Consider the following 25,285-nt stretch of genomic DNA (forward strand, 5'->3'; position numbering starts at 1 on the left):
CCCCGTCACTGCGAACCGTGCTTCTGTGGTGCATCGGAGGGACGATGCGGCCGAAGAAGCACAAGACGACGGGATCGAACGATCTGTTCCGGGCACGGCTGGACCAGATCATCAACATGAAGCACGAGCTCGTTCTGTTTGCCGGTAAGATCGACTGGGACTGGATCGACGCTGAGATCGCCCCGCTCTACAGCGAGAACGGCAGGCCGGGGATCGAGACTCGCTTCATGATCGGGCTGCTGTTGCTCAAGCACATTTACGGGCTGTCCGATGAGGGGGTGTGCGAGCGCTGGGTGCACGATCCGTACTTCCAGTTCTTCACCGGCGAAGAGTTTTTCCAGCACGTTTTCCCGCACGAGCGCTCGGACCTGAGCCATTGGCGCAAGCGGCTCGGCGACAGGCTGGAGCGGTTGTTGGCCGAGAGCCTTCGGGTGGCGCACGAGGCCGGTGCGTTACGCAGCCAGGACCTCAAGCGGGTCACGGTCGACACGACTGTGCAGCCGAAGGCCATCAGCTTCCCGACCGACGCCAAACTGCTGCATGCAGCGATCCGGGGGCTGAACCGCCTGACGAGGAAGCACGGGGTCAGGCTGCGGCAATCCTATGCTCGCGTGGCCAAAGGCGCGGCGATGATGGCGGGCCGTTACGCTCATGCCAAGCAGTTCAACCGGCACCAGCGGCAGCTGCGCATCCTGCGCAGCCGGCTGGGCCGGATCATCCGCGACATCCGCCGCAAGATCGAGGGCCAACCCGCACTGGAGCAGGCGTTCGCCCTCCCGCTTGGCCGGGCCGCGCAGATCCGCTCGCAGCAACAGCGCCAGCGCGGCTTCAAGCTCTATTCCTTCCACGCCCCGGAGGTGGAGTGCATCGGCAAGGGCAAGGCCGCCGCGCCTTACGAGTTCGGCGTGAAGGCCTCCATCGTCACCAACAATCGCCGGGCTCCCGGTGGCCTGTTCGTGCTGCATGCCAGGTCGCTGCCCAATAACCCCTACGACGGTCACACCTTGCGGGACGTCATTGACCGCACCGAGGCACTGACCGGCTGTGCGATCGAGCGGGCTTATGTCGACAAGGGCTACCGCGGCCACGACGCGCAAAATCCCCGCCGCGTCTTCATCTCCGGCCAGAAGCGCGGCGTCTTCGGCATCATCAAGCGCGAACTGCGCCGCCGCTCCGCCATCGAGCCCATCATCGGACACCTCAAGGCCGAAGGACACCTCGGCCGGTGCTACCTCAAAGGCCGCGCCGGCGATGCCGCCAACGTCGTCCTCTCAGCTGCCGGCCACAACTTTCGCCGTATCCTCGCCTGGTTCAGAGAACTTTTGCGCCTGTTGCTGGTCTCGCTCTGGCGCACGCTCAACTGTCCAGCTCAGCTCAATCCGGCTTCTTAACGGTCGACTGTTTGAGCGCCGCCTCGCGATCCGCTTCAAGCCGTTCCGCGGCGGTGAGTGTCGCGGTCAGCTTTGCGGGTTCTAAGGCGGCGATGAACGCCTGGGTGATGGCGTGATCGATCTGAACGCCACCGATATTGAGGCAATAGACGCCTCGGTTCTCGACCAGCACTTTGCCAGCACAGTGATAGCCTGGCGAAGCATTGCGTCCGCGATAGTGGGTATGCAGGCGGCGGCCGCAATGGCCGCAACTGGCAAGACCCTGCAGGAGAGCGCCGCCCTCCCTCACGGCGCCGCCGCCCTTGTGCGGCTGAGGTCGCGTATTCTCGGCGAGACGTTGCTGATTTGCTTCATAGGTCTGCCAATCGATGAAGCCTGGATGATGCTCGGGGATGAAGACCTGCCATTGGGAACGCGGCAAGGATCGAATCCGCTGCTTGCGCGCGCCAGTGCCATCGAGCATCGTCTCTTGGCGCGTTTTGCCATAGACATAGGCGCCGGCATAGACGGGATTGGTCAAGACCTGGTGGATGGCGGTGTAACTGGCCTCGACCCAGAGGATGTCGGCACGGGCGTGCAGCTGCAGCGGGAACGTAAGCCCCTCGGACCGAAACCAGAGCCAAACGCGACGTGCCGATCCCATCTCGGCATAGCGCGCAAAAACGTGGCGAATGGCGGTAACGACAGCCTCATCGGGATGGAAGCGGACCTCGCCATCAGCCTCGCCCCAGACGAAGCCGACCGGCAGACCGCGGCGTAGTTCGCCGCGCGCCGCCTTGTTGCGGATTCCACCGTTGAGGCGAGCCCGCAGCACGTGCAGTTCGGCTTCGCTCATCGTGCCTTTGAGCCCGAGCAAGAGGCGATCGTTGAAGAGCGCCGGATGATAGATGCCGCCGGCATCGCCGATCAGCGTGTCGGTAAATCCGGCCAGATCAATCAGGCGGTACCATTCGGCGTTATTGCGCGCGAGCCGCGAGACTTCGAGACCGAGCACCAGACCGACGCGCGCGAGCGCCACTTCGGCGGTGAGGCGGGCAAAGCCCGAACGCGCCACCGCGCCCGAACCGGAGAGGCCAAGCTCGTCGATAACGATGATGCTGTCATCGGGCCAGCCGGCTCGCGCGCTTTGCCGACAAGCGCATATTGCCGCTCCGTCGATTCGCGGTTGTGCTCGACCTGTGCGGCGCTGGATTGGCGCAGATAGACGACGGCCTGTCGAGAGAGATGACTTGGCGTAATCTTGACGCGCTCATTCATCGCTTGCCTCCGTCGCCGGGCCGTTCTGAAGCAGGCGTGAGATGAGGCGCGCCAGAATCTCGATTGCCGCGATGCGGGCGGCTTCGTCGATTTGCTCCCACGCGACTGGCGCGCTTGGTGGAACATCGGGCTGATCGAAAACGTCCAGGTTCAATTGCATGGCGGCTCTCCTTGCACGGCGCCGACTCGGCACTCCGGATGCAAAGAGCGTCGACCAGCTTGCGTAAGTGGAGCAAATCACCGAGCCTGCCGAGATCGTGGACAGCGTCATCGGCATCGATTGGCGGCATGCCTCCAAGCGGCTCTACCTGCCAATCGGTCCAGCTCGCCGGAATCAACGACCGACTGCCATCCGGCAGGACTGTGAGGAGATAGCGGATGCCGCGTCGCCTGATGGTACTGATGATGGCCAGCGTCCGATCTTCGAAAGCGTGACGCTTGCGCGTGATCGTTACCGAAGCCGGAATATCATGGTGATGGGTAGTCTGTGGCCGCTTCCTTCGACACGATCGATCACGAATGGATGATGCGGTTCCTCGAGCACAGGATTGCAGACCGCCGGCTCTTGCGATTGATACGCAAGTGGCTGACCGCTGGCGTTGTCGAAAGTGGATCGAAGTCCGTAGCACGGATAGGTACGCCGCAAGGCGCGGTGATCTCGCCGCTCCTCGCCAATATTTATCTGCACTAGGTCTTCGACCTCTGGATCCACCAGTGGCGAAGCAAAACGGCGAAAGGGGATGTCATCGTCGTGGGCTTCGAAACAAAGTCCGAGGCCCTACGCTTTCTCGATGCACTGCGTGAGCGGATGGCGAAGTTCGGTCTCTCGCTGAATGAGGAGAAGACACGGATTCTGGAATTTGGACGGTACGCGGCCGAGCGCCGCGCACGCCGGGGGCAACGCCGCCCGGAAACGTTCGATGCGGATTCCGCTCGATGTCGCCCACCATTCCGAGATGTTCTCGCCCACCATTGAACGAACCCGCTGCGCGGGAGTTTGGGGGGAGCCTGCTGAACTGAGGTGTCCTGTCTGAGAGGATGTTGGTCTTCGCACCACCCCTCTCAAGACAGGAGACCCAGATGGCTACGATGAGCCCTCTTCGCCAAGCGCATGATCGAGGACATGACAGTCCGCAATCTGTCGCCGTCGATCCAGCAATCCTATATCTATGCGATCGCAAAGTTTAGCCGACATTTCGGCTGCGCCCCGGGCCGCCCGTCGCCGTGCTCGGATTGCCAAGCCGATCGCTGTCCACACGCTCCGGCACTCGTTTGCCACTCATCTCCTGGAAGGCGGGATCGACATCCGCATCATTCAGGTCTTGCTCGGACATGCCTATCTGGGATCGACCGCGCGCTACGCTCAGGTTGCGACGAATTTGCTCGCCCGCACGACCAGCCCATTCGACCGACTCTCCATCACGGTGATCCCACCCGACTGAGCTGCGCAGATGCGCCCCGTGCTCGAGGTGGCGGACATCTTCCGCCGCCACGGCGCCGCATTCCGTGCCGCACAGAGCTCTCGGCTTTCATCCGACCAGCGCCGTGTGATGGCGGCCATCGAGGCGTGCCGCACAGCGACGCTCGGCGGCCATGTCGAGCGGTGCGACGACTGCGGCCTGGTTCGCGTCGCCTATAACAGCTGTCGCGATCGGCACTGTCCAAAGTGCCAAGCGCTCGCGCGCGCCCAATGGCTCGCCGATCGCCAGGCCGACCTGCTGCCGGTGCTCTATTTTCATGTCGTCTTCACCGTGCCGGCGCCCGTGGCCGCCATCGCGCTACAGAACAAGGCGGTGGTCTACGACATCTTGCTCAAGACGGCAGCCGAGACGATCCGTCTCATCAGCGCCGACCCAAAGCATCTCGGTGCCGAGACCGGGATGATTGCCATTCTCCATAGCTGGGGCCAAACCCTTACGCATAATCCGCATGCCCATTGCCTCATGCCGGGCGGCGGGATTGCCCCTGACGGAAGCTGGGTTCCTTGTCGTCCTGGCTTCTTCCTTCCCGTCCGCGTCCTGTCACAATTGTATCGTCGGCTGTTCCTGGAGCGCCTGCAGGCGGCGTTCGATAATACCAAGCTCCAGTTCTTCGGCCACCTCACGCACCTCGTCGAGCCAGCCGCATTCGGCCGCTATCTGAACGCTCTACGCAAGGTCGAATGGGTCGTCTACTCCAAGCGTCCCTTCGGCGGGCCAGAGCAGGTTCTGGCCTATCTCGGGCGCTACACCCATCGCGTTGCGATCGCCAACGGCCGGCTCCTTACCTGTGAGCAGGGCCACGTCCGCTTCCGGTGGAAGGATTATCGCCGGCAACAAAGCCAAAGTGATGACGCTCGACACTGAGGAGTTCATTCGTCGCTTTCTGCTCCACGTTTTGCCGAAGGGGTTCCGCCGCATCCGTCATTTTGGCTTCTTGGCGAACGCCTGCCGCGCCGCCAAACGGCGCGCATCCGAGCGGCGCTTGAGGCGCCGGAGCCGCCTCCGCGTGCCGAACCTGTCGACTATCGTGAGCGCTATACCGTCCTCACTGGTCACCGCCTCGACTTGTGTCCCTTCTGCGGAGGCCGCATGGTCGAGATTGGGCTTGTGCCGCGCTCGCAAACACCTCGCTGCGACACATCATGACCAACCACCTCGACTTAATCGCTCCCGTTAGGTGCATCGCCATGCCGACCTTCTCCGTCGGAGCGATCAAGCACACTCACAACGCCCGGCGAACGAGCCGGAATCGGCCTCTCACGCACAACGCGCGGCTTGCCGCTATTGTCGGCGACTACCTTCGCTGCCAATATCAGCGGCAATCTGCCGCCTCGCTCGCCCGCGGGCCCAACATCGGCTCAGCTGCGCCAGCCGACGCTCGGATCGAGCGCCCGTAGCTCCGCGCCCACAAGACGCGTCTTCGTTCAATCCGGGTTCAAATAGGGTCCCGCGCTCGACTTGCGGCGAGATCTTTAACGCGGGGCCTATTTGAGCCCTCCAGTATTCCGATTTGAAGTCGCCCACCCGTTCCGAGACGATCTCGCCCGCCATTCCGGGATGATCTCGCCCGGGTGACGAGGCCTCTTCTGGCTCCCATAGGGTCCGTCCTTTCGGCTTTGCGAAGGGGGACCCTGGATGCCGATGGAGAGGCTTGCGATGCGCCGCGTGCGCGATGTGATCAGGATGAAGGCGGCTGGGCTGCCGAGCCGCGAGATTGCGCGGCGGATGGGCGCGGCGCCCCCGACGTTGCGGTTGACCATCCGGCGGTTCGAGGCCGCAGGCCTGAGCTGGCCGTTGCCCGGAGAACTCACGGACGCGGCCCTGGAGGCCCGTCTGTTCGCCAAGACCGGCAACGGCAACCGGCAGGGTCACCGCCGCATCGCCGAGCCCGACTGGGCGGCGGTGCACCGCAAGCTCGAGCGCAAGCACGTGACGCTGTCGATCCTGTCGGAGGAGTACATTGCCGCCGAGCCCGGCGGATACCGGTACTCGCGCTTCTGCGAGTTCTACCGCGCCTGGGAGGGTCGCCTGTCGGTGACGATGCGCCAGGCGCACGCGGCCGGCGACAAATTGTTCGTCGACTACGCGGGCGACGGCATGCCGGTGGTGGTCGATCGCCTCACTGGCGAGCGGAGGACGGCGCAGGTCTTCGTCGCCGTGCTTGGCACCTCGAACTTCACCTATGCGCAGGCGACGTGGACGCAGGGGCTTGCCGACTGGATCAGCGCCCACGTCGGCACCTTGGCGGCGATCGACGGCGTGCCGGCGCTCTTGGTGCCTGACAATATCAAGGTCGCGGTCATCAAGGCGAGCCTCTACGACCCGCAGATCAATCGCACCTATGCGGAGATGGCGGCGCATTACGGCACGGCCGTCTTGCCGGCGCGACCACGCAAGCCGCGCGACAAGGCCAAGGTCGAGCAGGCTGTCCTCATCGTCGAGCGCTGGCTGCTCGGCCGCCTGCGCCACCGTGTCTTCTCGCACCCCAAGCAGGGGTTCCTCTCGGCATCCTCAGGCTCGCCGCGTCCTACGGGCGCGAGCGCCTGGACGCGGCAGCTGCGCGGGCGATCGAGATCGGCGCGCGCTTCTATGGCTCGGTCAAGTCGATCCTCGCCAACAACCTCGATCGGCGTCCTGCTCCCCAGCGTTCCACAGACGACCTGCCGATCCCGCATTCCAACATCCGCGGACCGCGCTACTACAATTAGGAGATGATCCCTTGCTCATCCATCCGACCCTCGACCGGCTCAACGCGCTCGGCCTCCACAGCATGGCCAAAGCCTTTGTCGACATCGAGGCCGCTGGCGTGGCCGCGAGCCTCGGTCACGCCGAATGGCTCGCGTTGCTGCTCGAACGCGAAGTATCGCTGCGTCACGACAAGCGGCTCGCCACCCGCCTGCGTCACGCCAGGCTGAGCCAGCAGGCTTGTGTTGAGGATGTCGACTACCGGACCCCGCGCGGTCTCGATCGCGCGCTATTCGCCGGCCTCGTCGAGGGACGCTGGATCGACGACCACGCCAATCTGCTGATCTGCGGTCCGGCCGGGCTGGTGGCATGATGCACATCTCGCTATGTCATTGATAATCGAAGCTTCGTTGCCGCGGATCTTGTGATACTGCGCGACCATTGGTCACCGCATGACGGACTTCCTGCCGATTCAGGTCAATCTCCCGGATCACATACGGTGCGCCTACGCAACTCTGTTTGGCCGGCAGGATACCATCCTTGATTAGTCGTACCACCGTCATCTTGCTGAGACCCAAACGGCTTGCAGCCTCGTGCAGGATCAGCTCTCCACGCTCGGCGCGTTCGCCATCTCGGTAGACAGGGATGTTGTGGTCGTTGCGGAAGACGCAAACGCGTTGCTGGGTCCACGTGTTGCCTTTGGCCGTGCGTGTGCCAAGCCGATTAAGAACGGACGCAATGCTCCCGTCCGGCAGCAAACGAGCCAGATCACAGATCAGCTGTTCAGTTGAAGCATCGGTCTTCCACCGATGCTGTCCGGCCCGGTTCTTCACAACTTCGAGCGCAGTGTGGTCGCCCCCCTTCCAGTGCAATTTTAGGTGCAATATTCGTGGCTCGACGGTGACGATGATCTCTTCGAGAACCGCTCTCAATATCCGCTTTCGTGTCGCAGCCGAGGCTGCCGGATGGCTCCACAGGCGCTCCACGTCTGTCCCTAGTCCAAGAATCTCTGCGCGTTCTGCGTCGGTTAGAGTGGGCGGCTGTTTGTCGCGGGCAATGCGAAGATCATCTTCGAGGCGCGCCACTTCCGCAAGCCGTTCATTCCACCGCCGCTCGAGATCTCCAGCGACCAGGCGGTTTTCTGGATCAACCGCATCATATTGTCGGTGTGCGCGAGCCGCTTCATAGCGTGCCTGCTCGAGCGCAAGCTCTATGTGCTGCAGCCGCTCTCGGCCGGCGCGCTCGCGGTCCGCGATTGCTTGCAGAGCAGCGTCAAGGCCGAGAGGCGCAATCACCGATAATACCTCGGCCGACACAGCTGCATCGATTCGCACATTGCCAAACGCAATGCACTTCGTTCGTCTTCCGTGATTAACGCTGGCATCGTTGCAAAGGTAGCGCGCAACACCTCGCAGCCCATTATGCTGCACTTTGAGCTTGCGACCGCAACGTCCACAACGCAACAGGCCGACCAGCAATCCACCGCCATTGCGCACCGATCCCGGCACCATCGCGCCCTTCATGTTAGCGTTCCCGTTGATGGTCCGTTGATTGTTCTCGTAATCCTGCCAGGAGATGTAGCCGTCGTGATGATCACGAATCAGAACTTCCCAGTCTTTCTGCGTTCGCCGTACATTACGGGTGACCAGCTTGCGGCCGGCTTCGATTCGAACCTGCGAGCCGGTCCGACCAAATACGTAGGCGCCAGCATAGATCGGATTGGTCAGCAGCCGGTGAATCGTATTGTAGCGTGGCAGCCGCCACTCCACCATTCGGCCGCGTGGACCATACACGACAATCGGCATCTTGATGCCGTTATCGCATAACCAAATCGCGACCTGGCGCACGCTGCCAAACTCGGCAAACTTACGGAACGCCAAATGGAGCGCCTCGCGCACCCGCCTGTCCGGATCCAGCTCAAGCCTGTCGTCGCTGCTGCGCACGTAGCCGACGGCCACACTCGTGTGAAGATCGCCACGTACTGCCTTGAGGCGCAGTGCTTCTTGTGAGCGCTGGCGCAAGATCGTTAGTTCCAGTTCGCTGAACGTCCCCTTCATACCTAGCAGCAGTCGGTCATTGGTGAGCTTTGGATCGTAAACGCCGTCCTCATCAATGATCAGGCTGTTCACCAGCGTGCAGAACTCCAGAAGTGTGTGCCAGTCGCGGCCATTACGGGCCAGGCGGGAAGCCTCGACGGCCAGCACAGCGCCGGCGCTTCCGGTGCAGATCGCGGTCAGCAAGCGCTCAAAGCCGGGACGCGCTGTGCCGCCCCCCGAGCGACCAAGGTCATCATCGATGACGATGACGTTTTCCCAGCCAAGCAGCTGTGCGCGAGTTGCGAGCGCGTACTGACGCCGACGGCTCTCAGGATTATTGACGAGTTGGTCCGGGTCGATTGCCGCACATAGACATAGGCGCTGCGTGATAAATGATCAGACGTTATCTTATTCATTGTCCGCCTCCGTCACCTTTGCGCGGGCGGTGCTGCATTCGTCGAGAAGAAGTTTGAGCAGACTTGTGACTTCCAAACGAATCAGCGGATCGAGCCGCTGGTGCTGGACTGTGCCTGCCGTGACCGCCGCCAGATCGAGCTGTCGCCATTGCTGTTCCATCATCACCTCCAACCGTCCGACTCGTTCCCGATGATGGTGACGACGATACGCGCTGTGCATCAACGAGGCCGCGAAGTGCGCGCAACGAATCCAGGGGAAGCCGAGGGACTTCAACCGTCGGCAGTGCCGCGGCGGAATTCTCTGTCATCCATGCCGGCAGCAAGGCGCGAGAGCCGTCGGGCTGTTCGATCACGAAGTGATGGCGAGCCCCGTGAATGACGCGCCTCAAAGCAATGACGCGCTCACCAGCGCGTGGATGATGTCGATATTGAATGACAACTTCGAACGGATGTTCTTGGGTACTATGTCGCGTGCTCGGCCGGCGTCGGCAAGAGCTGGATTGCCTCGGCGCTCGGCCACAAGGCCTGCCGCGACAATCGCTCTGTCCTTTACCAGCGCGTCCCGCGTCTGTTCGACGAGCGGGCGCTCGCCCGCGGCGATGGCCGCCACCCGCGCCTGCTGCGCGCGCTCGGCCGCGTCCATCTACTCATCCTCGACGACTGGGGCCTGGCCCACTCGATGCCGGCGCCCGCCACGACCTCCTGGAGATCCTGGAGGATCGCTACGGCCGCCGCTCCACCCTCGTCACCAGCCAACCTCCGGTCGACCAGTGGCACGCGCTCATCGGCGAGCCGATGACTTCATGATGCCTCCTTCTTCGAACGCTTGGTGCGTCGCACCCGCTTGCGAAGTCGACTGATTTGCTCGTCTGAGAGCTCGATCTGCCATGGCTGGCCCTTGGCCAACTGACGACCTGCCAGCAATCCGCGCGCAAGATAATCGAAGATTGTTTGCGGAGTTACTCCAAGCTCAGCCGCCGCGCCCTGAATCGAGAAGCTCCCGTCGGGCCAGCGCATCGGATTATTGTCCACACCGTTGATTTTGACGGTTGGAATGCCCCAGCGGGTACGCAGTACCCAGACGTTCTCGCCTTTGAAGGCGCAGCCTCGGGCTGCGACGAAGCCTTCCTGATTGAGTATGGCTGCGATCTCGGCGTCCATTTTGTGTTCAGCATTCAACTCGATGATCCGTCGCCGCAACCGATCAATGTCGATGTAATTGCGGTAGGTGTGAACCCGCCGTTGAACGTGATACTCGCTGGTTGCGCCGGTCTGCCAGACGATCTTGAGCCAGACCTGACCTCGGGCCCGCTTCTGATCAAGAACGACTTCGCGGATGACAAATCGTAGAATGCGCTTGCGATCGGCTGCCGACGTGGTGGTCGCGTTCCAAATCCGCGGCAGGTTCTCTCCGAGCGCTTGTAGCCCAGCGCGTTCCGCCGGGCCAATCAGAAGCGGCTCTTGTACGCGCCAACGCGCATGCTGCTGCTCGACCGCCTCGACGACACGCAGCTTCTCTTCCCAAGCCCGCTCAAGTGAGCGCGCCACAAGACGGTTCTCGGGTTCGACAGCGTCATACTGACGCCGAGCGCGCTCGGCCTCGTAGCGGGCACGCTCCACGCGAAGCGCCCACTGGCGCTCGAGCTGACGACTCTCCTGCTCCAGTTGGCCTGCCGCTGCGAGTGCGATCTCAATCTGATCCGGCGCCAGGGCATCGAGGACCACTCGCTCGACCAGCGCGTCAACCGCCAACGCCCGGACTTCCTGACAAAGTGCACTGCCTTGCTGGTCCCGATCCGAGCGGCAGCAATAGACCGGATAGTCAGCATTCGGGCCCGTGTAGCGCATGCTCATGCGCCGTCCGCAACGGCCGCAGATCGCAATTCCTTGTAACAGGGCTGCCCCCTTGCGCGGTACGCCAGAATGTCCTGCCTCATGGCGGAAGACGTTATCCGCCAGTCGCCCCTGGTTGGCCATGAACTCCTCCCAGCTGATATAGCCTGGGTGAGCGGCGTGGAGGCAAACCGCCCAATCCTCAATCGCCACCTTGACCGTTCCCGTCAGCGATCCCGGCCGGCATCGGCTCGGATCCTTTTGCCGGCGGCCATAAACGTACGCCCCAGCATAGGCCGGATTTTGAAGGATGCTAAGGACGCGTGCACTATCTGGCGCACGCCAGACGATCTCGTGTGGAGATGGTCCAAGCAGCGGTCGAACCGGCAAGGACAATCCGTTCCTATCCAAGTAACGCATCACACGGCGAGCGCTTTGCAGTTCCTGGAATTTGGCGAACACGAGCCGAAGTCGGGCCTGCACCTCCTCATCGGGATTGAGAACAATTGCGCCCGCCCTATCATAGGCAAGCCCGGCCGGCAGGGGCAGCCGCAGTTCGCCTCGTGCCGCCTTCTGGCGCTCGCCTTGATGAAGGCGCATCCGAAGCTGATGCAGCTCCGCTTCGCTCATGATGCCGGACAAGCCCAGTAGAAGGCGGTCGTGATAGGCGCGCGGGTCGTAAAGCCGCTCGCCATCCGCAATGAGCACGCCGAATACCGAGCACAGTTCGAGAAGCTGATGCCAGTCCCGATTGTTGCGGGCCAAGCGCGAAGCGTCGAGGCTCACCACGAGACCGGCGTTGCCAAGGCCGATCTCGGCAATGAGCTTCTGGAAACCATGACGATCCACACCGCCAGCACCGGATTTGCCCAGGTCCTCGTCAATGACCTGCACGCGCTCCGGCGGCCAGCCTAGTCCGATGGCGCGATCGACGAGGCGGTACTGCAGCTCTGTGCTCTCCTGGTGCTGGCGCACCTGGTTCACGGATGACTGCCGCACGTAGACATAGGCCAACTTGGCTCGGTGCGCAGTCGTGAGCCGCTCGTCAGCGACGTTCAAGCTGATCAGCACGACCCAGTCCCCTTCCGGGCCTGCCAGGAACCGCTTGCATTCGCCGCAGCAGCGTCGCGAGGATTTGAGCGATCTGGGTTTGCGTCGCGGTCGACAGATTCGGCCACAGGCGCGGAATGTCGGCCATCGGACGGCCAGGTGGACTTGCCAATGTCGGTAGGGGTCGATACGCAACGCGACCTGGAAGCGGTCGGTGGGTCATCGCGAATCACCTTCTCGTCGAGAAGGCTCAGACTCGCGCTCAAATGTTGCATCAATGGGATCAGCGTACGTGCACTGATGCGCGGCAGATCGGCGGCGTTCGGGCGGGAAGTGATCGTCTCGGCAAGATCCGTCGACGCGATCCGAACCGCCCGCGGCCGGCCGTCCGGCAGCGCGACAACGACGTAGGCGGGACCGCGCCCCGACCGCTCCTTCAGCACCTCAAGCCGGTGCCCAAAAAGAAAATGATGCGGGTCAGTGATCGTGACGTGAGACACGACCCGCTCAAAAATAGGGGTACTCTGACGTGTTCGGCGAGCCAACCATCGCAGACGCTATCCTCGACCGGATCATCCACTACTCCCACCGCATCGCTCTCGAAGGCGACAGCATGCGAAGGAAAAAAGCCGCGCGCCCCTTGACCGACGTTGAAAACAGCGAAACCAATACCAACTGACTTCAACAACCAGGCAACCAAAAGCCAGCGCCGCCACGCTGTCCGCGATTTAGCGAAACTGCTGTCCGTCCGTTAGCGAAACCACTGTCCCGTTTTTGCGAAATACGCAAACCTGGGTGACCATCGCAACGCTGCTGCAGAACGACGATGATGAACAACGTCGATCCGCTCGCCTGGCTTGCCCTCACGCTCCAACGTATCGCCAACGGCTGGCCGAGCAGCCAAATCGACGAGCTTATGCCGTAGAACCACGCTGCCTGACGGCCTTAGCTTGCCGCTTACGGTGGACGAGAGCTATGTAAAGTGGCGAGTCAGCTGGTCGCTAACTTGCCTCCCGAAGATAAGCTATCTTGCTCCTTTGAGGTTCTTGATGTTGCGCCTTACCGCACATTCGACCCCCAATGCAAAGGAGACCCGAAGAAATTGGTTGGCCATTCAGTTTTGTTAATTGCAGGGCAGGCGGTTTGACGGACAATCGAGCATATTAACGAAGCGATTTGAGATGCTAGGTGGCTTCACCGCTCGGCGGACTGGGCACCAGAGTTTAGGGTAGCTTCGTGCGGCCGGCCACTGTGACGATTCTTACGCGACCAAACCCGTATCGGCTGACTTGCCCACTCGTCTCGCTCGACGACGTTTTGCGACAGGGCGGGGCATCGGAACCCAGTTCTCGTGTTCCTGAAGAGAGTCTAGGATCGCAGCAACGGCGAGTCGCGTGAGGCGATCCCAGTTCTGGGAGCGGCAAACGGCGGACGTCCAATAATGGAGCGGCGAACCCGCGAGCGGCTTCCAGGTCAGTTCTCCTGAGCCTGCCTGACCGCGCCGCTTCAGCTGCTTTTCCGTTGTGATTGTTACCGCCTGCTCCGTAGTCAGTAGCGCTGCGGTCGTCCTCACACCATGCAGGAGTCTCGGAGGGACATATCCGCCAGCTCGACAGAGTTCTAAAATCTCGTCGTACAAGCCTGGGGCAAGGTCGCGTTGAAACATGACCAGTGGATATGAGCGCAAATCCACCAATTGCAAGTTTTCTCGTCTTGCTAGCGGATGATTGGTGTGCATCAGCACGCCGAACTTCTGGCCCAAGGACGCTGATACCCTCAATCCCCTTGCGTCGAAGGGATGCCGAAGTACCGCGACGTCGATTTCGCCCGCGGCTAACAGCCGCTGCTGTTCGGCCGTGGTAGCTTCAACCATGTTCACCTGCACGTTCTCCCGACGAAGTTGATCGACTACATCGAGTAGCACGCCGCGTGAAGTCTCGGGGGGCAAAGAGATTCGCAAGCGATTCGACTTGTTTGGCGACGCAGCACGCGCAGCACATATTGCGCAATCAAACGCGTGAACGGCAACGCGAGCTTGAGGCAATAGACCTTGCCCTACTGCCGTCAGGCTTACGTGCTTGCTTGAACGATCAAACAAACGTACGCCGAGTTCTTTTTCCATGTCGGCGATCCGTTTGGATAGGGGAGGCTGGCTCATGTGCAAGTCGCGCGCGGCCTTTGCAAAACTCAAGGCCCCAGCTACCGCCACAAAATACCGCAGATGCCGAATGTCCATTGAAACAATCTAGCATCTGAAATGAGTTAAGCGCAACAAAATTCGTCCAGTTGGCCGGCCGGAAGGTCAGCGTGGAGCTTGTTGCGGGTTGCCATGTTGCCGGTGATCCTTAACCTTGGGCGAGGACCCCGTTCGGCCTTGGGTCTAAGGATTCCGGCGAAGGAGGGATCGTGATTCAAGTTTTCCACCGGATTGCTCTTGGATGACGAGCCGGATTTGCATGGGTGAGCGATGCGCAGTGGCGACGGATTAAACCTTTGCTGCCGTGAGGGCGGCGTGGGGCGCACCGGCTCGATGATCGCTGAGGAATAAGCGGCTCGTCCGTTCATAGGTTGCGTTGCGGAACGCGCTGTTGCGATTGCCCGGGGGCCGTGGGCCTTACAAAGTGATCTGCATTCGCTTCAACCGCTGGAGCCGTCAGGGGTTCTAACGGGCTTGAGTTGTCACGGATCGACCTCCGTCGATTCCACCCGCAAGGCCCATCGTTCGGCGGCAGGCAGAAACGAGGTCTCGTTCAACAAGCGATCGGCCGCTCGCATAGTGGCAAACGACCAATATCCACGCTCTGAGCAATGAGATTGGCCGCCCGAGTGCTTTGTTGATCGCGGCCAGGAACATCCATGACACGAGGGGCCGCGCCTACTGGCGACGGGAACAACAGCCGAAGAGGCTTCTGCTGATCGCAAGAGTCTGAGGGGGGAGGCCTGCCGGGCGGCGGCGCATAAGGGCCTTCATCCGAGCAACCAACCGGAGGCGCAGGCATCCTTACCGCCTAAAAAACGCCCACAAGAGGCGCACTGTAATGGAGAGAATATTCTTCTGATCAATGGCTTAGATGCATCTCAACCTGCTATGATAAGCGGACTGACTGATCGCCTACTCGACAACTCTCCTAGCTGTTACCTTGGCTACCTAGGCCCAGACCACTCTCGTGGCGGGAAAGCTCATCCCGCGCGGCGCCGGGGTCTACTTTCGTATTCGCAATGGCAGAGCGGGGTTCTAAGCCGATGGTCGCAATAGGTGCTGACGACGCTGGATGACCCCAAGATCGAGGGAAGCAGGAAGCAGCTCGGAGCGGGGCAAGTCTATACCAGAATAGGCCTGATTAATTGATTGGCCTAATGATCGACGCGCTTGTGGGTTCGTCGTAAGTTCGGCACTCTAGACGCATCTTGCTGACGCGGACGAGGGGGCTTTTCATCTGTGCTTTGCCGTCGGATTGCGGCCGAGTTACTTACCTATCCTAGGCCCGTTTACGCGAACGGGTGCAGCGGTTTGCAGCCCGAGCTCACGTGGTAAGAAGATTTGACAGTGCTCGATCAACCGATTTGCTATTAATTGGTGTCGGCGCTACCTGATAGCCAAGATTGCTTGGAGAGCCGCATTCAAATTAACAGGACAGCCCCGAGCGCATGCTGGAAGCGGATATGTTCGGCGCCAGCAACATTGGCGAGCGCCATCAGCCAAGATTCGCAGGGTGCCCACCGGGAGAGGAATGCAGCTCATCTTCCCGAAGCGCTACGCGGGCCACCCCACGACAAGATACGCCACCCATATATTCGATATGAGTGGCCTAGAAGAACGGGTTCAAACGCCAGCCTGACCAAGAGCAAGCTTCCGTGGACCAATGGCTAGGTCGGGCGCATTTGGTCACAGATGAGCCGAGCTTCGATTGTCTTCATCGATCCGTGGCAGCCTCTGCGAGCAGCCAGTTACGGAATGCGATAAGGGGTGGGTGGGTCGATCGCTCGGGCGGCCACACCAGATAGTATCGCTCGCTGCTTTCCATAGGCAGATTGACGGCGCGCACAAGTTTTCCGCTCGCCAACTCCTCTTGGATTAGAAAAGTCGGCAGCAAAGCCACGCCGACCCCGACCATCGCAGCTCTGGCAACAGTTGCAAACTGATCGAAATACATCGTCTGTCCGGGCTGTCCGACTATGTGCTGAATCGAAAACCACTGGTCCCAGGCATTAGGCCGCGTCGAGATGCTGAGTAGTGGTACTTTGTTGAGGTCATCCGCCGTCCGAAACCTGTGCTGCTTCTTCAGCTCGGGGCTGCAGGCGGGGACAACCTGTTCGGAGCGCAACAAGGCCATCTCAACGCCGTGCCAGTCCTGCGGCCCGAAATGGATGGCAGCATCCAATACTTCGGTGCGGAAATCGAAATAGGTCAGGCGCGTTGCGAGGTTGATGGTGATACCAGCATTTTGCGCCAAGAACTTGGGAAGGCGTGGTGCCAGCCAGCGCGTGCCGAAAGTTGGCAAGATCGCCAAATTGAGCGTGCCGCCCCTGGGATTGGCGCGAACGTTGAAGCTAGCTGTGGTGATCTTTCGCAGCGCCTCTCGAACTTCGCGCGCATAGGCTTCGCCGGCAGCCGTCAGGCGCATCGCCTGTCGCTCGCGCGCAAAGAGCTCAACCTCGAGCTGCTCCTCAAGAAGCTTGATCTGGCGGCTGACTGCACTCTGAGTCAAACTGAGCTCTCCGGCCGCTAGAGTGACGCTGCCCAATCTGGCGGCCGACTCGAAAGCTGCCAGCAGCGCGGTTGAGGGAAGGAATCGGCGAGGTCTGTGCATACTCATTCCAAGCAAGAATGATCTCTTGAGAAAACATTGTTTGATTGCGTTGAAAACACAAGAATAATCATCCTCGTTACATATCAAAAAAAGCCCAATCTGGGTGTGCTCCTGAGGCGCGCAACCAGCATAGAGGTGTTGATGCTCCGACGATACGCTAGCCCGGATCAAATTCGTAGTCTGTTCTCGCGGGCGATGTCCGACATGTATCGCGCCGAGGTTCCACAATATGGGACGCTCTTGGATCTCGTCGCTGACGTCAATGCAGAGACCCTGAGCGTCGATTCTCGCTTGCGTGCAAGTCTCGAGCAGTGCGGCGAAATCGAAAGATTGGGCGTCGAGCGTCACGGTGCTGTCCGGCTCGGCGCGGCACGGGAGCTGTTCGACATTCGCCGAGTATTCGCAGTCATGGGCATGCACCCTGTCGGTTACTATGATCTTTCAGTGGCCGGCGTCCCGGTTCACTCCACCGCTTTTCGCCCGATCGAACACAAAGCTCTTTGCCGTAATCCATTCCGCGTGTTTACATCCCTGCTTCGCCTCGACTTGATCGAAGATCCCGCGCTGCGCGCCGAGGCCACAACGATCCTGGCTGCTCGCCGGATTTTCACGCCGCGTGTTCTCGAACTCGTCAGCATATTTGAAGTCGAGGGCAGGTTGACGTGCCCGGAAGCAGAAGAGTTCGTTCGCGAGGCGCTGGAAACTTTCCGCTGGCACAGTGATGCGTCCGTGGATATCGCTACATATCGAAAGCTGCATCAAGCCCACCGGTTGATAGCTGACATCGTCGGCTTCAAAGGGCCGCATATCAATCATCTCACGCCAAGGACTCTGGATATTGATGCCATCCAGGCTGGCATGCCGCGACGTGGCTTGGCGCCAAAGGCGGTGATCGAAGGGGCGCCACGTCGCAACTGTCCGATCCTGCTGCGTCAGACTAGCTTCAAGGCGTTGGAGGAGCCGATTTCCTTCAGGCAAAGCGCGGGCGGGGCTGCGTCGGGAGCGCATTCAGCGCGCTTCGGCGAGATCGAGCAACGTGGCGTCGCACTGACGGCGAAGGGACGTGGGCTCTATGATAAGTTGCTCGGGGCCGTCCGTCGCGATGCGCAGCCCGGTGGGGTGCAGAGGGCGACGTACGATGCCGAGCTTTCGGAGTGCTTCAGGTCGTTCCCGGACGACTGGGCTGAACTGCGTTCCAGAGGGCTTGCCTTCTTCCGCTACTCGGCAACTCCGACCGCGCTCGCATCAAGTCCCTATGGCGCGTTAAGGCGGAACGTGAGCGAATTGATCGCCGACGGCCTCGTGCGATTCGACCCGATCGTGTACGAGGATTTTCTGCCGGTCAGTGCAGCCGGTATATTCCAGTCAAATCTCGGCAGCAATGAGCAGAGAAGCTATTATGCCGCGCAATCCGGTCGAGCCGAGTTCGAAGAGGCGCTCGGCGTTGTCGTTCGCGATGAATTCGAGCTTTATGTGGAAGAGGAGAGGGCTTCGTTCGAGCGGGCCCTGAAGCAGCTTGGGATTTGCAGTCCCAGGCTGTGGTGCTCCGCGATGCCTAAAGTCATCTGAACTCATCATCCGACATTGGGAAATCACTATGTCCGTTTCAACAAAAGTGCAGACGCGAGTCCAGAAGCTCGGCCTCGCGGCCGAGGTCGATAGGCTGCTCGCCGATCTAGCCGTGAGCCGATCGTGCTATCAAGATGGCGCGCTTAGGGTACATACGCCCATCACGGGCGAAACGATCGGACAGGTCAAGGAAACAATCTCCGGTGAGGCCGCCGCGACAATCGAATCGGCGCATGCGGCTTTCCATATGTGGAGACTAGTGCCGGCGCCCAAACGTGGCGAGCTCATCCGGCTCCTTGGCGACGAATTGCGCGCCAACAAAGAGGCTCTGGGCCGACTGGTCTCGATCGAGGTCGGCAAGATCATCTCAGAGGGTCTTGGTGAAGTCCAGGAGATGATCGACATTTGCGATTTTGCAGTCGGGCTATCTCGCCAGCTCTATGGCCTCACTATTGCAACGGAGCGCACTGAGCATCGGGTGATCGAAAGCTGGCATCCGCTGGGCGTAACGGGAATAATCTCGGCTTTCAATTTTCCGGTTGCAGTGTGGGCTTGGAATGCGGCGCTCGCCTTGGTGTGCGGCAATAGCATCGTCTGGAAGCCATCGGAGAAGACGCCGTTGACGGCGCTAGCAACACAAGCGCTGCTTGAACGTGCCTTGAGGCGCTTTAACCATGGAGGTGGGGTTGCGCCAGAGGGGCTCTCTGCGGTGCTGTTTGGAGGCCGGGAGATCGGGGGAGTTCTCGTTGACCACTCAAAGGTGGCATTGGTTTCGGCCACCGGTTCAACCGCGATGGGCCGCGACGTTGGGCCGCGGCTCGCCAAACGCTTCGCGCGGGCTGTCCTTGAGCTCGGCGGCAACAACGCCGCAATTGTTGCGTCCACCGCGGACCTTGACCTGACGCTGCGCGGTGTTGCTTTTGCTGCGATCGGCACAGCCGGCCAGCGCTGCACAACGCTGCGCCGCCTCTTCGTGCATGAGAGCGTCTACGATACTTTCGTGCCTCGCCTGAAGTGCGCCTATACCTCCGCTACGGTCGGCAACCCGTTACAAGCCGGCATCTTGGTTGGCCCGCTGATCGACGGTGCAGCCCACCGCAGGATGCAAGAGGCACTTGAATCTGCAAAGGCCGTAGGTGGTATCGTTCATGGCGGTGAGCGCGTGGCCGTGGAGGCGGCCACCAACTCCTACTATGTGCGTCCTGCCCTAGTCGAAATGACTAGGCATAGCGGGCCAGTCGAACAGGAGACCTTCGCGCCGATCCTCTACGTTATGAAGTACCGCGACTTTGATTCTGTGCTCGAACTCCATAATGCGGTCGCACAAGGCCTTTCATCTTCGATCTTCACAAACGACCTGCGCGAAGCGGAAACGTTCTTATCGGCGCGGGGGTCCGATTGTGGCATTGCCAACGTGAATATCGGTCCGTCAGGTGCGGAAATCGGCGGTGCGTTTGGTGGCGAGAAAGAGTCCGGCGGCGGGCGCGAATCCGGGTCCGACGCGTGGAAGGCATACATGCGGCGCGCGACGAACACTATCAACTACGGCCGAACGCTGCCGCTCGCCCAAGGGGTCAAGTTCGATGTGGCATGAGCGAGGATCAGACGTAAACGCTCGCGACCAACTACAATCATCTTCGTTCCGGCCGGCGAGCCGCATAGGCTCGATCGGTGTCTCGGAGATCCTGAAAATTACAGCGCTGGCCACAGAGTTCAAGCGTCAAGGCAGGGACATCATCCTCCTCGCCACCGGCGAGCCCGATTTCGACACGCCGGAGCACGTCAAGGAAGCAGCCAAGCGTGCCATGGATGCCGGTGCAACCAAATACACTGCACTCGATGGGACGCCTGAGCTCAAAGCAGCGATCCGCGCGAAGTTCAAACGAGACAACGGTCTTGAATTCGCACAAGACGAAATCACCGTGTCGGCCGGTGCTAAGCAGATCCTCTTCAATGCCATGATGGCAACGCTCGAAGCCGGCGACGAAGTGATCATTCCGACGCCATATTGGGTAACCTATGCCGACATCGTTGTGATCGCGGGCGGCAAGCCCGTGCGAATGCCATGCCGTGAAGAGAACGGTTTTCGCATGACCGCGGAGGACCTCGCGCGGGCCATCACGCCGCACACGCGTTGGGTGATGTTGAATTCGCCGTCCAACCCGTCGGGAGCGGTGTACTCGGAGACAGATTACCGGTCCATTCTGAACGTTTTGATCGAACATCCTTACGTCTGGCTCATGGTGGACGACATCTACGAGCACATCATCTACGACGGTATCCGCTTCGTAACGCCCGCGGCGATCGAGCCGTTACTTCGCGACCGCACTCTGACAATCAACGGCGTCTCCAAGGCCTACGCGATGACTGGCTGGCGAATTGGTTACGGAGGAGGACCGCGCGCACTCATTAGCGCCATGGCCGCCGTTCAGAGTCAATCGACGTCATGCCCATCGTCGGTCAGTCAGGCTGCCGCCATCGCAGCGCTGAACGGCCCAGCGGACATTGTGATGGAAAGATGTCGATTCTTTCAGGCGCGACGTGATTTTGTTGTGGCTGCCTTGAACAATATCGAAGGTGTTAACTGTCGGGCCCCGGAGGGCGCGTTCTATATCTTCGCCGGTTGCGCAGGACTGATCGGCCGTACAGCGCCAAATGGGCAGTGCATCAACAGCGATACCGATTTTGCGGAGTATCTTCTGCGCAGCGTCGGCGCGGCGGTCATTCCAGGAACGGCATTCGGGCTCTCGCCTTATTTTCGGATTTCCTGCGCCACGTCGATTATCGAGCTTGAGGAAGCGTGTAAGCGGATTGCCCTTGCGACGAACCGTTTAGCGTAACATGGAAACGCGGTGGCGCGTCGGACAGTTCGGCAGCGCCGAAGTGGAGGGGACCTTTTTGGATCAGGTCGTTACTTGATCAATCCCTGAGAATTCCTTGTCGCAATTACTCTCCCGCGATAGATGGGAGCTGGCCGCTTCTTCACGGGGAGCCGTTTGCGCTCTCCGACAGAGAGCCGCTACTTACGAGTAGCGGCTAGGATCCGTTCCCGCGGAGGCCGCGTGGGCGAAATCATATGAGCCCGCCGCAGAGGTTGTTGGTCGAATATTTCATCTCTGAGGCGGTCCGGTGATGTAAGCGAAGCTTTTCTCCCATTTGATTGACGGGTTTCCGCTAGGTTTGTGCTTTGCGATTCCTGGCTGTTCGGGCAGCCAGGAGGAGACTGATGGCGATGGAACTATCGAGCGAGTAGGCCGTAGCTGACGGTTTTGCGGGGAAGCTTGCGCGCCGTACGCGTTCTGGAGGCCGGTTATGGTCTGCGGAGATCAAGGGGCGTGCTGTTTTAGAGAGCATGAAGCTTGGCGCCCGCGTATGCGAGGTCGCACGGCGTTATGGTGTCAAGCAGTTGACGACGTGGCGCAGATTGGTGCGTACTGGCTGGCTCGCATTCGTCACGGACGAAGCGGCGGATTTCGGGTCGATCGAGTTGAGCGATCCAGCGGCGTCAGGCAAGACCGAGGGGCTCGTCGAGATTAGGATCGGCAAAGTTTCGGTTCGCTTGGACGCGGACGTGTCCGCGGTGCGGATCGCGGAGATCGTAGCTGCGATCGAGCGCGGCGCATGATCATTCCGGCGCAGGGACTGCGGATTGTGCTTGCTGTACGTTCTGTCGATTTCCGGTGCGGGAACGACGCGCTGGCCGGCCTCGTGCAGAACACGCTCGGGCTTGATCCGCATTCGGGCCTGATCGTGTTTTTCGTTCGAAGCGGGCCAACCGGTTTAAGATTTTGCTATGGGACGGCACGGGCCTTGTTCTGGTCTACAAGCGCCTTGGCGATGGCGGCCATTTCGGATGGCCGCGGATCAGTGACGGCGTCATGCGTTTGACGCGGACGCAGTTCGAAGCGTTGTTTGACGGGCTGAACTGGAAGCGCGTGGGCGAACGGATCGTCCCGACGCCAGCTGCAGCGAACTGACTCAGGGCTGACGACTTGTTTCGCGCGGCACCTTGGGATGATAGCTTGCGGATGTGTCGCCGTCCGCGATTGATCCCGCCCGTCTTGCAGCGCTGCCCGCCGATTTGCGAGCGCTCTTCAGCGCGCAGGAAGCGATGCTCAAAGCCGAGCGTCGTCGCGCTGATGACGAACGGACGGCGCGCCTTCATGTCGAGAACGAACTAGCTGCGTCCAAACATTGTCGTCGACCGTCTCGAACTGCTCGTGAAGGAGTACGAGCGCGCACGCCTCGGCAAACGCACGGAGAAGTGCCCGATCAGATGCAGCTGGTGCTCGAAGACATCGAGATCGCCATCGCCGAAGTCCAGGAGCGCCAGGACGATCGTGCGCGCCGGGCCGGCGTGGCACCGTCGGGTTGCCGGGCCAGCCGCACCGCCCGCGCCTTTTCCGCGTACCTGCCGCGCATTGAGCAGGTGATCGAACCGAGAACCTCGAGTGTCCCTGCGGCTGCGGCCAGATGGTCCGGATCGGCGAGGATCGCTCCAGACGCCTCGACGTGACGCCGGCCCAGTATCGCGTGGTCGAGGCGGTGCGACCGCGCTACGCCTGCGCACAGGATGCGCCGGCGTGCGCCAGGCGCCGGCGCCCGCCCATCTGGTGGAGGGGTGGCCTCCCCACCCAGGCGATGCTGGCGTAGGTGGCGGTCGCCAAGTTCAGCGAGCACATGCCGCTCTATCGTCAGTCCCGGGTTCTGGCCCGGCATGGCATCCTCATCGATCGCGCCGTTCTGGCGGATTGGATGGGAACGGTCGCCTTCCCCCTCGCGCCGCTGGTTGAGCGCATGAGCGTCGTGATGAAGTAATCGGACCGCTTGTTCATGGACGAGACCAGGGCGCCCGTGCTCGATCCGGGCCCGAACCAAGACCGGCTATCTGTGGGGTGTCCTGCACGACGATCGCGGCCACGGCGGCGCTGATCCACCAATCGTGGTATACCCACTACGCGCCAGGACGCAGTGGCAAACATGCCGAGCATATCCTCGACGGCTTCGACAGCATCCTTCAGGTCGATGGATACCCAAGGCTATCACAGGCTCGCACGACCCGAGCGTCAAGGCGGCGCGCCGCTGCGGCTGGCCGCATGCTGGTCCCACACCGGGCGCGAGGTCATTGCCGCGACTCCGAAGGCCCGCTCACCCATCGCCGAAGCCGTCCTCGCGCGCATCGCCACGCTCTATGTAATTGAGAAGGAGATCCGTGGCGCCGAAGCCGCGGTCCGACAAAAGGCAACGAACGATCACGGCCGCTCGTCGTCGAACTGAAGAAGTTCCTGCGCGAGCAAGCCGCCCGCCTGTCGCCGGCAGCGAGATGGGCAAGGCGATCGCGTATCTCCTGAACCATTGGGATGGGCTTACCTTGCCGGTCGAAAATCAGATCAGGCCGCTGGTGCTGACACGCAAAAATTCGTTGTTTGCAGGTTACGACGAAGCGGACGTTCATGGGCGCGCATAGCTTCGCTCATCGCTACTTGCAAGATCAACAACAACGTCGAGCCGTACGCTTGGATGAAGGCGACGCTCGAAGCGATCGCGGCCGGACACCCACAGGCGCGGATCGACGAACTCATGCCCTGGTCGTTCGGCCGAACCCCGTAATCCTCTGTTGCCCCTCTACACGCGACTTCAACGATTTGCACGCGTTAATCAACAGATTGCAATCCCTTGCGCCCAACGCGTTGCAATCCGTTCTCCAAATCTTTGCGAATGGGACATAGACGTCGCTTACCCAGTGATGACATTTACTACAAAGATCACTCGCGACGAAAACAGGTGACGTCCGCGGAATGCTCTTGTTTTTCACGAACCGGAGACTCGGTTGTACGAGCTACTGAGAAATGTTATTATAACTATTTGGTTACATAAGCAAAGGCCGGACTTAATCGTGCCCTACAACGATCTTGACACGAGAATTGGCGAACGTATCCGGAACCAGCGAAAGCGAGTCGGATTCAGTCAGAAGGAACTCGCCAGTCGGCTGGACATAGTTTTTCAGCAACTGCAGAAGCATGAGAATGGCACAAGTAGAGTGCCGGCCAGTCGGCTTTACGAAATTGCTCGGGCACTGAACGCGCCCATCTCGCATTTTTTCGACGTTAACGAACATGAAGGGCCGAAAAGGACGTCGCCAATTTCCGAACTTTCTGCGATAGCTGGCGCGCAAAAGGGCAAACTGGGAAAGCAGGTCCTGGAGCTTGTCAGAGCTTTCATAAAGATCAAGGATGAAGATGCCCGTGCAAGTATTATTTCGTTGATCGCAAAACTATCGAAATCAAGCGTCAGGCGATAGAGTTGGTGCTAGCTTCAGTAACCGGACGGCATCGACGTAAGGGTGACCATGTAGCTCCTTCGGCTACTGCCTTTGGGCTGTTTAAATTCTGCGAGCGACACTGCTGCGGTCGCCAGTCGGTTCCCCGAATCAACTCCGTGAAGCGGGATGGGGTCAGGTTGAATCGATTAGGGATTGAAAAGCCGCTGGCGCGGCATGTAAGGAGTCATAGCAAAGATTGCCTCCTGTCTGAGAGGATTGCGGGTTTTCGAAGCCTAACCCTTTAGACAGGAGGTTTTCCGATGGCTGAGATCAGGCCACTTCGCCGCCGCATGATCGAGGACATGACGGTCCTTCAATCTGTCACCGGCGACGCAGCCTACCTCAACGCCGTAGCTAAGTTGAGCCGATATTTCGGTCGTTCTCCGGACCGCCTCGACCTGGAGGATATCCCTGCCTTCTAGGTTCATCTGGTT

General features: G+C 60.6%; 21 protein-coding genes and 9 pseudogenes. 22 read left to right on the forward strand and 8 right to left on the reverse strand.

The features are described from left to right. The first annotated feature begins 44 nt into the window (after positions 1–44). Positions 45–1,391 carry an IS5 family transposase gene (locus tag ACVIHF_RS43235; RefSeq protein ID WP_456794009.1) on the forward strand — a complete coding sequence of 449 codons (1,347 nt, stop codon included), beginning with the start codon at positions 45–47 and terminating at the stop codon, positions 1,389–1,391. On the opposite strand, the gene ACVIHF_RS43240 is transcribed toward ACVIHF_RS43235, so the two are convergent. Both ACVIHF_RS43240 and ACVIHF_RS43245 read right to left on the reverse strand, forming a co-directional pair. After that, positions 1,375–2,445 carry a recombinase family protein gene (locus ACVIHF_RS43240; protein WP_456794010.1) on the reverse strand — a complete coding sequence of 357 codons (1,071 nt, stop codon included), beginning with the start codon at positions 2,443–2,445 and terminating at the stop codon, positions 1,375–1,377. The two genes, ACVIHF_RS43235 and ACVIHF_RS43240, sit on opposite strands and share 17 nt — an antisense overlap. A 195-nt stretch (positions 2,446–2,640) precedes the next feature. Further along, positions 2,641–2,808, reverse strand: a complete 168-nt coding sequence (locus ACVIHF_RS43245) for a hypothetical protein (protein WP_229177792.1) — start codon at positions 2,806–2,808, stop codon at positions 2,641–2,643. 327 nt (positions 2,809–3,135) lie between these two features. Between ACVIHF_RS43245 and ACVIHF_RS43250 the strand changes: the two genes are divergently transcribed. The 5 genes and pseudogenes from ACVIHF_RS43250 to ACVIHF_RS43270 form a co-directional block, all read left to right on the forward strand. Continuing rightward, positions 3,136–3,339 carry a reverse transcriptase domain-containing protein gene (locus ACVIHF_RS43250; RefSeq protein WP_456794011.1) on the forward strand — a complete coding sequence of 68 codons (204 nt, stop codon included), beginning with the start codon at positions 3,136–3,138 and terminating at the stop codon, positions 3,337–3,339. 478 nt (positions 3,340–3,817) lie between these two features. Next, on the forward strand, positions 3,818–4,090 hold the full coding sequence (locus ACVIHF_RS43255) for a tyrosine-type recombinase/integrase (protein ID WP_456794012.1): 273 nt from the start codon (positions 3,818–3,820) through the stop codon (positions 4,088–4,090). A gap of 9 nt (positions 4,091–4,099) precedes the next feature. Beyond that, positions 4,100–5,275: pseudogene (locus ACVIHF_RS43260) on the forward strand (IS91 family transposase). Positions 5,276–5,785: 510 nt separating this feature from the next. Next, positions 5,786–6,607: pseudogene (gene istA, locus ACVIHF_RS43265) on the forward strand (IS21 family transposase); the annotation flags it as partial. 241 nt (positions 6,608–6,848) lie between these two features. Further along, positions 6,849–7,178, forward strand: a pseudogene (locus tag ACVIHF_RS43270) (ATP-binding protein); the annotation flags it as partial. A gap of 25 nt (positions 7,179–7,203) precedes the next feature. On the opposite strand, the gene ACVIHF_RS43275 reads toward ACVIHF_RS43270, so the two are convergent. Beyond that, positions 7,204–9,240: a recombinase family protein gene (locus ACVIHF_RS43275; RefSeq protein ID WP_456794195.1), complete on the reverse strand. Its 2,037-nt coding sequence runs from the start codon at positions 9,238–9,240 to the stop codon at positions 7,204–7,206. An 18-nt stretch (positions 9,241–9,258) separates the two neighbouring features. After that, positions 9,259–9,426, reverse strand: a complete 168-nt coding sequence (locus ACVIHF_RS43280; protein ID WP_225649575.1) for a hypothetical protein — start codon at positions 9,424–9,426, stop codon at positions 9,259–9,261. Positions 9,427–9,744: 318 nt separating this feature from the next. Between ACVIHF_RS43280 and ACVIHF_RS43285 the strand changes: the two are divergent. Further along, a pseudogene (locus tag ACVIHF_RS43285) lies at positions 9,745–10,061 on the forward strand (ATP-binding protein); the annotation flags it as partial. 6 nt (positions 10,062–10,067) lie between these two features. Here ACVIHF_RS43285 and ACVIHF_RS43290 read toward each other — a convergent pair. Continuing rightward, positions 10,068–12,170, reverse strand: a complete 2,103-nt coding sequence (locus ACVIHF_RS43290; RefSeq protein WP_229180235.1) for a recombinase family protein — start codon at positions 12,168–12,170, stop codon at positions 10,068–10,070. Further along, entirely contained in the window at positions 12,164–12,649 is a 486-nt protein-coding gene (locus ACVIHF_RS43295; protein ID WP_456791508.1) for a hypothetical protein, read from the reverse strand. The genes ACVIHF_RS43290 and ACVIHF_RS43295 overlap by 7 nt, the downstream gene beginning before the upstream one ends. Positions 12,650–12,678: 29 nt before the next feature. Here ACVIHF_RS43295 and ACVIHF_RS43300 point away from each other — a divergent pair, with 29 nt between their 5' ends. Beyond that, complete coding sequence (locus ACVIHF_RS43300) at positions 12,679–12,828, forward strand: ATP-binding protein (RefSeq protein ID WP_456791515.1); 150 nt, start codon at positions 12,679–12,681, stop codon at positions 12,826–12,828. 107 nt (positions 12,829–12,935) lie between these two features. Continuing rightward, positions 12,936–13,074, forward strand: a pseudogene (locus ACVIHF_RS43305) (transposase domain-containing protein); the annotation flags it as partial. Positions 13,075–13,410: 336 nt separating this feature from the next. On the opposite strand, the gene ACVIHF_RS43310 reads toward ACVIHF_RS43305, so the two are convergent. Together ACVIHF_RS43310 and ACVIHF_RS43315 are read right to left on the reverse strand one after the other, a co-directional pair. Beyond that, the gene (locus ACVIHF_RS43310) at positions 13,411–14,385 is read right to left on the reverse strand and encodes a LysR family transcriptional regulator (protein WP_456794013.1); all 975 of its coding nucleotides are present in this window, start codon (positions 14,383–14,385) and stop codon (positions 13,411–13,413) included. A 1,678-nt stretch (positions 14,386–16,063) separates the two neighbouring features. Continuing rightward, positions 16,064–16,966, reverse strand: coding sequence for a LysR family transcriptional regulator (locus ACVIHF_RS43315; RefSeq protein WP_456794196.1), 903 nt, complete (start codon positions 16,964–16,966; stop codon positions 16,064–16,066). A 135-nt stretch (positions 16,967–17,101) separates the two neighbouring features. Here ACVIHF_RS43315 and hglS point away from each other — a divergent pair, with 135 nt between their 5' ends. From hglS to ACVIHF_RS43380, 13 genes and pseudogenes are all read left to right on the forward strand, one after another. After that, a complete protein-coding gene (gene hglS, locus ACVIHF_RS43320) occupies positions 17,102–18,529 on the forward strand; it encodes a 2-oxoadipate dioxygenase/decarboxylase HglS (protein WP_456794197.1) in 1,428 nt (475 codons plus the stop codon). 28 nt (positions 18,530–18,557) lie between these two features. Continuing rightward, the gene (gene amaB / locus ACVIHF_RS43325) at positions 18,558–20,123 is read left to right on the forward strand and encodes an L-piperidine-6-carboxylate dehydrogenase (RefSeq protein WP_456794014.1); all 1,566 of its coding nucleotides are present in this window, start codon (positions 18,558–18,560) and stop codon (positions 20,121–20,123) included. Beyond that, positions 20,113–21,369, forward strand: coding sequence for a pyridoxal phosphate-dependent aminotransferase (locus ACVIHF_RS43330; protein ID WP_456794015.1), 1,257 nt, complete (start codon positions 20,113–20,115; stop codon positions 21,367–21,369). Before amaB ends, ACVIHF_RS43330 begins: the two co-directional genes overlap by 11 nt. Before the next feature lie 479 nt (positions 21,370–21,848). Beyond that, a pseudogene (locus tag ACVIHF_RS43335) lies at positions 21,849–22,154 on the forward strand (hypothetical protein); the annotation flags it as partial. Next, positions 22,151–22,506 (forward strand): annotated as a pseudogene (gene tnpB, locus ACVIHF_RS43340) (IS66 family insertion sequence element accessory protein TnpB). The pseudogenes ACVIHF_RS43335 and tnpB, both read left to right, overlap by 4 nt. 299 nt (positions 22,507–22,805) lie before the next feature. Continuing rightward, on the forward strand, positions 22,806–23,045 hold the full coding sequence (locus tag ACVIHF_RS43345) for a hypothetical protein (RefSeq protein ID WP_456794203.1): 240 nt from the start codon (positions 22,806–22,808) through the stop codon (positions 23,043–23,045). Next, on the forward strand, positions 23,003–23,182 hold the full coding sequence (locus ACVIHF_RS43350) for an IS66 family transposase zinc-finger binding domain-containing protein (RefSeq protein ID WP_456794016.1): 180 nt from the start codon (positions 23,003–23,005) through the stop codon (positions 23,180–23,182). The genes ACVIHF_RS43345 and ACVIHF_RS43350 overlap by 43 nt, the downstream gene beginning before the upstream one ends. Continuing rightward, the gene (locus ACVIHF_RS43355) at positions 23,183–23,347 is read left to right on the forward strand and encodes an IS66 family transposase (protein WP_456794017.1); all 165 of its coding nucleotides are present in this window, start codon (positions 23,183–23,185) and stop codon (positions 23,345–23,347) included. Positions 23,348–23,424: 77 nt separating this feature from the next. After that, complete coding sequence (locus ACVIHF_RS43360) at positions 23,425–23,730, forward strand: IS66 family transposase (RefSeq protein ID WP_456794018.1); 306 nt, start codon at positions 23,425–23,427, stop codon at positions 23,728–23,730. Beyond that, positions 23,618–23,996, forward strand: a pseudogene (locus ACVIHF_RS43365) (IS66 family transposase). The gene ACVIHF_RS43360 and the pseudogene ACVIHF_RS43365 overlap by 113 nt, the downstream one beginning before the upstream one ends. A 53-nt stretch (positions 23,997–24,049) precedes the next feature. Continuing rightward, positions 24,050–24,139 (forward strand): transposase domain-containing protein, encoded by a 90-nt coding sequence (locus ACVIHF_RS43370; RefSeq protein ID WP_456794019.1) that lies wholly within the window; start codon positions 24,050–24,052, stop codon positions 24,137–24,139. Positions 24,140–24,425: 286 nt separating this feature from the next. Further along, positions 24,426–24,830: a helix-turn-helix domain-containing protein gene (locus ACVIHF_RS43375; RefSeq protein WP_456794020.1), complete on the forward strand. Its 405-nt coding sequence runs from the start codon at positions 24,426–24,428 to the stop codon at positions 24,828–24,830. A 281-nt stretch (positions 24,831–25,111) separates the two neighbouring features. Beyond that, positions 25,112–25,270 (forward strand): annotated as a pseudogene (locus ACVIHF_RS43380) (phage integrase N-terminal SAM-like domain-containing protein); the annotation flags it as partial. Positions 25,271–25,285 lie beyond the last annotated feature (15 nt).

Source organism: Bradyrhizobium sp. USDA 4506 (assembly GCF_054058795.1).